The 9823-nt window shown below is 56.7% G+C and carries 8 protein-coding genes; 5 read left to right on the forward strand and 3 right to left on the reverse strand.

Translation table 11 applies throughout. The features are described from left to right. Positions 1–15: 15 nt before the first annotated feature. Positions 16–1035 carry a glycosyltransferase gene (locus GPK39_RS02275; protein ID WP_195502643.1) on the reverse strand — a complete coding sequence of 340 codons (1020 nt, stop codon included), beginning with the start codon at positions 1033–1035 and terminating at the stop codon, positions 16–18. 256 nt (positions 1036–1291) lie between these two features. Here GPK39_RS02275 and GPK39_RS02280 point away from each other — a divergent pair, with 256 nt between their 5' ends. From GPK39_RS02280 to GPK39_RS02300, 5 genes are all read left to right on the forward strand, one after another. Next, entirely contained in the window at positions 1292–2395 is a 1104-nt protein-coding gene (locus GPK39_RS02280; protein WP_215673616.1) for a glycosyltransferase, read from the forward strand. 6 nt (positions 2396–2401) lie between these two features. Further along, entirely contained in the window at positions 2402–3442 is a 1041-nt protein-coding gene (locus GPK39_RS02285) for a glycosyltransferase family 2 protein (protein WP_215673617.1), read from the forward strand. Between the two features lie 74 nt (positions 3443–3516). After that, positions 3517–4635 carry a glycosyltransferase family 2 protein gene (locus tag GPK39_RS02290; protein WP_215673618.1) on the forward strand — a complete coding sequence of 373 codons (1119 nt, stop codon included), beginning with the start codon at positions 3517–3519 and terminating at the stop codon, positions 4633–4635. A gap of 12 nt (positions 4636–4647) precedes the next feature. Then, positions 4648–5715: a glycosyltransferase gene (locus GPK39_RS02295; protein WP_215673619.1), complete on the forward strand. Its 1068-nt coding sequence runs from the start codon at positions 4648–4650 to the stop codon at positions 5713–5715. Further along, positions 5716–8202, forward strand: a complete 2487-nt coding sequence (locus GPK39_RS02300; protein WP_215673620.1) for a glycosyltransferase family 2 protein — start codon at positions 5716–5718, stop codon at positions 8200–8202. Here GPK39_RS02300 and GPK39_RS02305 read toward each other — a convergent pair. Beyond that, positions 8199–9176, reverse strand: a complete 978-nt coding sequence (locus tag GPK39_RS02305) for a translation initiation factor 2 (RefSeq protein ID WP_117746656.1) — start codon at positions 9174–9176, stop codon at positions 8199–8201. The genes GPK39_RS02300 and GPK39_RS02305 overlap by 4 nt on opposite strands. Beyond that, positions 9176–9625 carry a DUF4869 domain-containing protein gene (locus tag GPK39_RS02310; RefSeq protein WP_138112761.1) on the reverse strand — a complete coding sequence of 150 codons (450 nt, stop codon included), beginning with the start codon at positions 9623–9625 and terminating at the stop codon, positions 9176–9178. Before GPK39_RS02310 ends, GPK39_RS02305 begins: the two co-directional genes overlap by 1 nt. Between the last annotated feature and the right edge of the window lie 198 nt (positions 9626–9823).

Genomic DNA, 9823 nt, shown 5'->3' on the forward strand with positions numbered 1-9823 from the left:
TGTTTCCGGCTTCCGTTACTCGGTGTCCTTCATGGGCGGCATGGGCTTCCAGTTGGGATCCTTAACGATCTTGCGGGCGTCCTTCATGCCACGGCGCAGCGCCGGAATGCCGGTCTTAAAGCACTTGTCAACGGCGGCCAGGCGAATGAACTCCTTGCAGAAGGTCGCGGCGTTGCCCAGACGGAACAGCACGGGGTGATAGTCGCCGTAAATCTGCATGTAGCGGGCCAGATAACCGCGGTTGCGCATGATGTAGTAGCGGTTGGTGTCGCTCGTAGAGTTGAGCTGGCGCTTGCCGGCGATATCCCAGTTGGAGACGGCGCGGGCACGCTTGAGCACCACGTCGGCGACCACGGCGGCGGGGAAGTGCTGGCTGGCTACGTAGCCGTAGCAGGCATCGTCGCCGTAGATAAAGAAGCGCGCGTCGGGCAGGCCAATCTTGTCGACCACGCGGCGCGAGAACATGCCGCCCTCAAAGCACAGCTGGTTCATGGCGCGGTAGCCCTCGGGACCCAGATCCCACTTGGCGATAGGGTTAGGGATGCCGAGCGAGAGGATGAGCTGGTACTGCCAAAAGAAAGCGCCGCCGTCAAAGTCCAGGCGCGAACCCTGGATGACATCGTAGCGGTCGGTCCACTTGGCAAGACGCTCGATGCCTTCGGGGATGACGAGCACGTCGTCGTCCATCACCCAGAACCACTGGGCGCCCAGGTCGTAGGCGCATTTGGTGCCGGCGGAGAAGCCGCCCGCACCGCCGCCGTTTTCGAGCTGCGGGGCGTAGATGACACGGTCGGTGCCGCCCTGCGCGTCGAGCTGCTCGGTGTCGATGCCCCACAGGTTGGCCAGGCGCTCGTTGAATGCGGCGCACATGGCCTCGGTCTCGCGCGAATTCTCGTTATCGACAATCACGATGCGCCAGGGCGCGGCCGTGAGCTCGGTCATGGAGTCGAACAAGTTGGCCAGGAGTTCCTGGCGCTTGTACGTAACGACGACGATGGCGAGCTTATCGATGGGAGCGGGAAGGGTTGAAGGCATGGGGCAATATATCCTTTCACGCGCGGCGCGCATGCGCTGCACGGAAGCTATCGAATACGTCCTTGGGACTGTCCTATTGTAAAGGCTCGGCGCACCTTAGCGGCAAGCTTTGAATAAAACGCAGGAACCTGCCATGGGCCCGCCGCATGACGTGGGGCTGCTTTGCCCGCAAGAGGCTCCATAGATTATATAAACGCCCGCTGGCGCGCTGACCCTTTGATACCATGAAACGACAGGTATTTCCTAAGGAGCACATTTGTCTACTAACGTCTCTGGCAGCCCTGTTCTGTCGCTGCTTATTCCCATTTACAATGTTCAGCGCTACCTGCGCGAGTGCCTCGATTCCGCCCTGGCTCAGACGCTCAAGGATATTGAGATCATCTGCATTAACGACGGGTCGACCGACAACTCGCCGGCGATTATCCGCGAGTATATGGAGCGCGATGGGCGCGTCAAGATGATCGACAAGGCCAACAGCGGCTACGGCGACTCGATGAACCACGGCCTGGAGATGGCGCGTGGCAAGTACGTTGGCATCTTGGAGTCCGATGACTTTATGGCGCCCGACGCACTCGAAAAGCTTGTCTCGGCCGCCGATAGCAATAATGCCGACTTTGCGAAGGCGAACTTTGATTTTTACTGGTCTAAGCCCGAGGAGCGCCGCTCGCTGCACGAGATGTTTAGACCTCAGGATTGCGGCAAGCCAGTGCACCCGAGCGATACGACGCAGTTCTTTAAGCAAAAGCCGTCGATTTGGTCGGCCGTGTACCGTCGCGATTTCCTTGAGCGCAACGGCATTACGTTCCTGCCGACTCCGGGGGCATCCTTTCAGGACACGTCATTCGCCTTTAAGGTGATCGCGTGCGCCGAAAAGGCTGTTTACCTGCATGATGCCGTGTTGTCGTATCGCCAGGACAACGAGAATTCCTCGGTCAATTCTTCGGCTAAGGTCTTTTGCGTCAATACCGAGTATGCCGAGATTGAGCGTTGGATTCGAGAGGATTATGCCCGCGACCACGCAAGTGATGACGTCGCGCGCATGCTCAAGTTCAATCAGCTCATTAAGTACGATTCGTACATGTGGAACTACGTGCGCCTGGCGCCCAAGTTCTATAAGGAGTTCCTGGTTCAGATGGCCAAGGAGTTCCAAGCGGCCTTGGACGCCGGGGACTTTTCGCTTGACGACCTCAAGCCGTGGAAGCGCGCAAATCTCGCTGCCATCCTCAAAGATCCTGAGGGCTGGGTTGACGAGCATCCGAGTTTTGCGACGGATGGTGCCTTGGGGCGTGCTAAGTATTACGCCTCGGTTGGAGGTCCAGGCGTGGTCGCTGCCTTCCTCATCGAATCGCTGAGGGGGTAGGTCGGCATGGGAGAGGCCTCGTGTCCTAAAGCTACCATTGTCGTCCCCGTTTTCAACTCTGCGCGCTCCATTCAGCGATGCCTCGATTCGCTGTTGGCCCAGTCCGAGCGCTCGATTCAGGTTGTCTGCGTCAACGACGGTTCGACTGATGATTCGTTGAACGTGTTGCGCCAGATCGCGCAGGCCGACGATCGCGTACTGGTGATTGACCAGGAAAACGCGGGCGTCTCGTGTGCTCGAAATGCCGGTATCGATGTCGCCGAGGGCGAGACCGTCTTTTTTGTGGACGCCGACGATTACATCGATGCCCGGACGGTCGAGCACGTGCTGCATTCCATGGAGTCTGCAGATGCCGAGGCCGCCGTTTTTGGCGGCGTCTGTGAACCTGCCGATGCTGCCCCCAAGCGCGTCCAGCAACTCATGAGCCCCAAAGCTGGTACCTTCGGCGCCCGTGATCCCCAACTGCTGTTCCATTCGAATGCGCAGCCCTATGCCTGCCGTGCGGCTTTTTCGTGCGAGCTGCTCAATCGCGAAGGCATTCGCTTCGCCCCCGGTTTGGCTTTGGGCGAGGACGTCGTCTTCCAATTTGCGGCTTATGCGCTTGCCCGCAAGACCGTCGTCATGCCGGATAAGTTCTACCACTACGTGATGGAGAGTGAATCGGCGACGCACGAGTTCAACAGTGCCGAGGCTCGCGCCAAAAAGCTCGATGCCCATATGAGAATGCTCGAGGAGGTCTTGGAGGACTGGGCGGCCTACGGTCTTTTGGACCTGTGCCCCGGCGAGCTGATAACTTGGTTTTTGGACCTAATTGTGTTCGACCTGGCGCGCTTGGATGCCGATGACTTCCATCGCGTGGCGGCTCGCGTCAACAGGGCTTTCACGACGTTTATGGGAACGGAGTGGGCGGATATGCCTGCTAAGGGCGCCGTTCGCCGTGTTGCCCACAAGCTCGTTGCAGCGACCTCGGGCGTTTCGATGGCAGATGCCACGCTGTTCTATCTTTCGACTCGCGGTCTCAAAGCCTGCCTGGAGCGCTTTATCTAATTCCAGGCGCTGCCGCCCGCCGCAACTCGGCTGCTAAAATAACCCTGTTACACGCTATCCAACAGGAGGTTCTCTTGCAGAACTCTGATACCCCTAAAGTTTCGCTGCTTGTCCCCATTTGCAATGTCGAGCGCTACCTGCGCGAGTGCCTCGATTCCGCCGTGGCGCAGACGCTCAAGGACATCGAGATCATCTGCATCAACGACGGCTCCACCGATAGCTCGCCGGATATCATCCGCGAGTACATGGAGCGCGATCCCCGTGTAAAGATGATCGACAAGGCCAACAGCGGCTACGGCGACTCGATGAACCGCGGCCTGGAGATGGCGCGTGGCGAGTACGTGGGCATTTTAGAGTCCGATGACTTTATGTTTGAGGATTCGCTCCAAAAGCTGGTCGCCAAGGCCGATGCTGAGCATGCCGATGTGGTAAAGGGCGACTTTTACCTGTATTGGTCCACGCCCAGCGAGCGCCGTGAGCTGTTTGGGATCATCGACGAGCATATGACGGGCGCCGCGTATCGCCCCGTCGATCGTCCGGGCATCTTCTATCGCAAACCTTCCATTTGGTCGGCTATCTATCGGCGCGAGTTCCTCAACGACAATCAGATTCGGTTCCTTCCCACGCCGGGCGCCTCTTATCAGGACGCAGGCTTTAACTTTAAGGTTTGGGCTTGCGCCGAGCGCGCCGCGTTTATTGCGGACCCCATTTTGTGCTATCGCCAGGATAACGAGAAGAGCTCCGTTAATTCGCCCAACAAGGTGTTTTGCGTGTGTGACGAATATGCCGAGATGCTGCGCTTTTTGAACGAGCGCCCCGAGCTTAAGGCTCAGCTTCAGGGTATTTTAATGCGCATGAAGGTCGATACGTACCGCTGGAATGACGAGCGTCTGGTCGACGAGCTGCGCGAGCAGTTTTGGGAAAAGGCCTCGCCCGAGCTCAAGGCCGATTGGGATGCTGGTCGCTTTGATCTGTCGCTGTTCGACCCGCGTGGCGAGACCGACTTGCGCCTGATGGTCAAGTCGCCCCGTGCCTATATCGATTCGCGTTTTGACTTTAAGAAGCCGGGCAAGCTCAATACGTTTAAGCATTACTTTAAGATCGGCGGCCTGCCGCTGGTCTGGCGCCTGCTGACGTATCAGCGCACCTACGGCGATAACCCGCATCCCGATGACGTTTCGGCCGCCCAGTAGGAGTGTGTGACTATGGCTACCCCTAAGATTTCCGTTGTTGTTCCCATCTATAAGGTGGAGGAGTGCCTGGCCTGGTGCCTGGACTCCCTGCTTGCGCAGGACATGCCCGATTGGGAGGGCGTGCTGGTCAACGATGGCTCGCCGGACGGTTCGCGCGATATTGCGGCTGCCTATTGCGAAAAGGACGCGCGCTTTACGCTGGTCGATAAGCCAAACGGCGGCCTGTCGAGTGCGCGTAATGCGGGCATCGCCGCGTCCACGGCGCCTATCGTCGGGTTCTTGGATTCCGATGACCGCTTTACACCCGATGCGTGCCGCGTGATCGTCGATGCCTTTGAGCGCGAGGACTGCGACGTTTTGACCTTTGGCGCGAACCCGTATCCGCTTGAGGCGGGGTATCCGTGGCTTAACTATGTTCTGAGCCCGCGCGATGTGTCGTTTGAAGGCTATAGCTCTGACTTGCTGTTTAAGGAAGCATCTCGCCCCTTTGCATGGCGCACCGCCTGCAAGCGTGAGTTTTTGCTGGGTTACGGGATCGTGTTCGACGAAACCGTTAAGTATGGCGAGGACCAGGTCTTCGATTTTGCCGTGTACGGCCGTTCGCACAAGACCGCGCTTATCTCGAACAAGCTGTATGACTACCGCGTGGCGCGCAAGGGTTCGCTTATGGACACCATGCGCTACGACGACGAGACGCGTCTGCTGGAGCACGTGAAGATTTACTCTGCGGTGCTGGCTGACTGGCAGCGCGACGGTCTCGATGCACAGCATGCCGATGACCTGGCGTACTTCCTGTGCGATCTGGTGCTGTACGACGCGCTCAGGTTGCTGGGCTCGGACTGCGGCAAGGTGTTTGCTGCCGTTGCCACTGCGCTTGCCGGTTCTGCCGTGGGCAGCGATGTTGCGCTCGCGCAATGCGCTCCTTCTGTCGCTGCCATGGTGCGCGCAGCGCTTGCCAGCGACGCCCCTAGCGCCCGTGCGTGCAAAAAGATCATGTTCGATTACGACGTCTTGAGGTTTGGGCGCCTGGGTGCCTGCAAGCGCGTGGCAGCGAACGCCCTGGGAAAGCGAGAAGTGTAGATGAGTATCAAGCGTTTGGCACTTTGCCGCAGCCAGGGCCGTCTTTTTGTGCTGCTTCGTTTTGCCGGTCAGGATGTCGCCGCGCTTATTGAGCGGGAGGCCTCTCAGGCGTTTGCCCATGCGACTACGAGCGGTTCTTGTTTGCCGTCACTGGTGCTCCCGGTCGATCATGGCCGTGTGCTGGCGCTATGCCCTTCTGTTTCCGATTACGAGCGCGAGCTCGCCGTTTTGGTGCTTCCGTTTTTGGATGGCTCGTCGATGGATGCCGTTTTTGCATCCGGTGGCCAAAGGTTGGGCTCTATTCGTCTCGATAGCCGCGTGGCCAAATTGGAATCCAAGATTAACTACAAAGCAAAGCCTGCGCTGTGCGCGCTTATCCGCGATGCGCAGCGTGGCGAACACTGCGGCCGCTACGAGATCGATGCCATTCGCTATTTGCCGGCAGACGTCGGCGCGGTGTGGCGCTATGAGGTTACCTGGGCGGGAGACCCCCAGTGCGCGCCTGAGCTCCAGATCTTCGATACGCATATGAATGCCATCGATGTTACCGTGCATGTGTTTGAATCGCAGGTCGATGTTCCGCAGCAGAACGGATGCCGCATCAATAAATCGTATCTGAGTGTTGAGATGCCTCAGGATATACGAGATTTTGTCGCGATCGTGAGCGATCCCACAGAGCGGATCCAAAGCGGGTTTTGCGCCATGGATGGTCGCCTGTACAACGGCATGGTCGACGACAGCTGGAACCGTATGAAGGACGCGCGTGCAGACGACGCAGCTTATCGACGTTGGTTTGAGCAGCATCGCGCAAAGCCGGGCGATTTGGCGTGCCAGCGTGTCGCTTCGGCGGCCTTTGCCTATAGACCGCTCGTGAGCATTGTGGTGCCGTGCTACAAGACTGATCGGGTCTACCTGCGCGAGCTGCTGGAATCGGTGCAAGCCCAGAGCTATGACAACTGGGAATTGCTGCTTATGGACGCCTCGCCCGAATGGGACGCGGTGGCCACCCTTGCGGCAGGTGCCAACGACGAGCGCATCCGTCGCATCGAGCTTCCCGGCAACGGCGGCATTGTGGTCAACACCAACGCAGGTATCGAGCAAGCGACAGGCGACTACATCGCTTTCTTGGACCACGATGACATTCTGGAACCGGACGCGTTATTCCAGTATGTTTCCGCGCTGAACAAGGCGGCCGAGGGCGAGCGTCCCCAGGTCCTGTTCTGTGATGAGGACATGTTCCAGAAAACGGGGGAGTGGGGCCAGCCGGTCTTTAAGACCGTACTCAACGTCGACCTGCTCTATAGCCATAACTGCGTGACGCATTTCCTGATGGTGGAGAAGGCGCTCATCGATCACATTGGTATGTCCCCAGAAGACGTTGCGGGCGCCCAGGACTACGACTTGACGCTTCGCTGCCTTGCAGCCGGCGCGCGCTTTGAGCACGTTGCGCATGTGCTGTATCACTGGCGCGTGCATCCGGGATCGACCGCCGATGGCTCTGCCGATAGCAAGCCGTATGCCATTGAAGCGGGTCGTCTTGCGCTGCAGCGCCACTTTAACGCGCTGGGCGTTCACGGAACGGTCGAGGAGACCGAGACGCCGTTTGTCTACCGCATGCGCCATGCGCTGCCGGAGCCTGCGCCGCTGGTGAGCATTGTGATCCCCACCAAGGATCACATTGAGACGCTCGATGCCTGTGTGATGTCGATCGCCCAGAAGGCCACGTATACCAACTACGAGATCGTCTTGGTGGAGAACAACAGTGAAGCCCCGGAGACGTTTGCGTATTACGAAACCCTGCCAGAGCGCGTGGCTGCAGCATCCGAAGGCAAGGGCATCGCGCGCGTTGTGTACTGGCCGGGCGAGTTCAATTACTCTCAGATCATCAATTTTGGTGTGAAGCACGCCAAGGGTGACTACCTGCTGCTGCTGAACAACGATACCGAGGTCATAAGCCCGGACTTTATTGAAGAGATGATGGGCTATCTGCAGCGTCCCGATGCGGGCGTGGTGGGCGCCAAACTCTACTTTGCCGATCATCTGGTGCAGCATGCCGGCATTTTGGTTGGCGTGCGTGGCGCACTTGCCCATGCCAACCAGGACTTCTCGGCAAAGCGCGAGGGCTATCTTGCCCGTGCCGTGCGCCCGGGCAACTTTAGCGCCGTGACGGGTGCCTGCCAGATGGTGCGACGCGACGTATTTGAGCGCGTCGGCGGCTACAACGAGGAATTCGCCGTCGGTTTTAACGACGCAGACTTTTGCCTGCGCGTGTGGGAGGCGGGTTACCGCACCATCTTTACGCCCTATGCCGAGCTGTACCACTACGAGTTCACCTCGCGCGGCAGGGAAGAGGCCAACGAGGAAAAGCTGCGCCGCTGGAAGCGTGAGCAGGCGCTGTTCATGCAGCACTGGCCTGAGTTCTTCCTCGATGGCGACCCGTGGCTCGGACCAAACCTATCCTCCGACAGTGAGTACTTCTCGTTTTAGTGCGAAGTAATGCCAAGGTCCGGCAAAGTATCCTCCAGAGCTGCAAGAGCGGTGGGGTTCAGGTACTCCTCGTTCAAGCAGCTCTTGTCATATCGAAAACGTGTGTCTCGTGAGCATTCGATGAGTTCTGCAGTAAAGAACTTCTCCCAGCTAAAGAACTTTGAGCTTTCGATATGTTCAGCGGGGTTAAGCAGCATGTCCTTAATGTGTTTGCTGTTGAATAATCCCGACTTCAACACGAGCCATTCAAACGATTCCGGTAGGAATAGCTTGATGTTCTTTCGGCGCAATAGAGCAGCTGCTTCCGCAATTTCTGGTCCAAAGGCGGCACCGTCGGCAATCACGAGGATGTCGTTTTCCGGTGCGTCCATAATGCAGTTGCAAATATTTGATTTGCCTCCCGCGCTGATGCATTTAATGCTGCTCTTTTTGCATAGCAAACTGAAGAATTCGTAGCCCGAATTTGTGTCCTCGACAATGACAAGCTCGGGCCTCTCGCCTCTAAAATCAGTATCACCGTAAATACGATATGTAGAGGTGTAGACACGAGAGTAAACGGGATACTTCGTTGTGGTTCGGTTGGTGTTCTTAAGACCGTAGATTTCATCAACGCTATAGGGCAGTTGGCGCAGTGACTCTCTGGCGACAATTACGTAGTAGTTTGAGCTACGCTTTGCTTCATGGGCAAATTCTCTTGATCGAACAAAAGTATTGCCCTCATCAATAAAAACAATACTGCTGGAAATCTCTTGGAGATCTCTACGCCAATATTTTCCAGATATTGTTTTACAGGGCACTTTGCAACTTACTGTTACGCCGCTTTGTGCCCCAAGCTCTTCGTGAGCTGCCACCATATCAAGCAGAGTTGTCTTGCCTGTAGCACTGTTACCTTGGATGATGGTCAGATTTCTATTGATGGTCAGTTTAAACTGAACCCGGTTATTTTGAATAATTACCTTGTATGATCCGCGCATCAGGAGTTCTCCCTTAGGCATTTTCCAGCTATGGGGACAAGGTCAAACATTGTGTGGACTATATCGCCCGTATTTGCAATGGTTACCGTGAATTTGCCGTTTCCAAAATCCATTATGTGGTAGAGATTGATTGTTAGATCCTTTTGCGCGGCGATCCTCAGAATCCAGTAGGCGCAATTATCACCGCAATTTGAGGCGTTATATATATTCTGCGGCATAAAGTACATAAGCAGTAGCGTTTTGGTGCCGCTGGATAGTTTCTCGGGAGGAATGATGCCTAGAATCTTGGTATCGATTGCATTGGGGCCTACCACGGTGCCTTTGTCGATGGATTTTATGACCCTTTGGGCAAAGGAGTCTTGAAACCACTGGGGCGAATATACGTTATCGAAGTAAACGGACGTGTTGTAGATAACGTTTTCCATATCACCATAGTGAATTGTTAGCACGTCAGCTCCTTCGGTTTGCTGATTTGGCATCTAGTGAGATTGATTATATCGCAGCACATGAGACGGGCGTTATCGGCCCGCGGTAGATGTGATTGATGACCAAGGTTTGAATTTAATTGGTTGATTTCCGATCTCAGCCGAACACATTGAGCAAATAGGCCATTCCCGCAGTTAGCCGAACGCCCCCGAGGCCCCATC

The sequence above is a fragment of the Collinsella aerofaciens genome, from assembly GCF_018785245.1.
Classification (GTDB): domain Bacteria; phylum Actinomycetota; class Coriobacteriia; order Coriobacteriales; family Coriobacteriaceae; genus Collinsella; species Collinsella aerofaciens_AD.